The sequence below is a fragment of the Agathobacter ruminis genome (assembly GCF_002735305.1).
Classification (GTDB): Bacteria; Bacillota; Clostridia; order Lachnospirales; family Lachnospiraceae; genus Roseburia; species Roseburia ruminis.
In genome coordinates this window covers 1-293 of sequence record NZ_PDYG01000081.1, presented here as the reverse complement: position 1 = coordinate 293, position 293 = coordinate 1, and the positions used below count along the sequence as shown (strand labels likewise).

Annotated in this window: 1 protein-coding gene; it reads right to left on the bottom strand. The window is 36.5% G+C overall.

Annotated features, from left to right (window positions below):
* Window positions 1-8: 8 nt before the first annotated feature.
* A partial coding sequence (locus CSX02_RS13605) for a hypothetical protein (RefSeq protein ID WP_099386556.1) occupies window positions 9-293 on the bottom strand: 285 nt, incomplete at its 5' end.

The window sequence follows — 293 nt, the reverse complement described above, 5'->3', positions numbered from 1 at the left end:
ATTCAAACTTATCTGTGAGACAAATCATCCTTTAACCAGTCCCAAAAATCTTTGATCCATTCGATACGCACTCGCATTTTATCCCATTTCCGCTCGCCTGCAAATTGTACTTCTATATCATCCAAATATGAGTAGACATAATACATATAATTATGTTCTCCTGGCTCACAGTAGTCATAATAGTGTTTCTTGAGCAATGCTTCAGCACTCTTCTTATCCTTAATCAGCCAATTATCATTTAAAAAATCATAATGTAATGATTGCTCCCCCCGCAAGAATGATCCTTCTGCCAT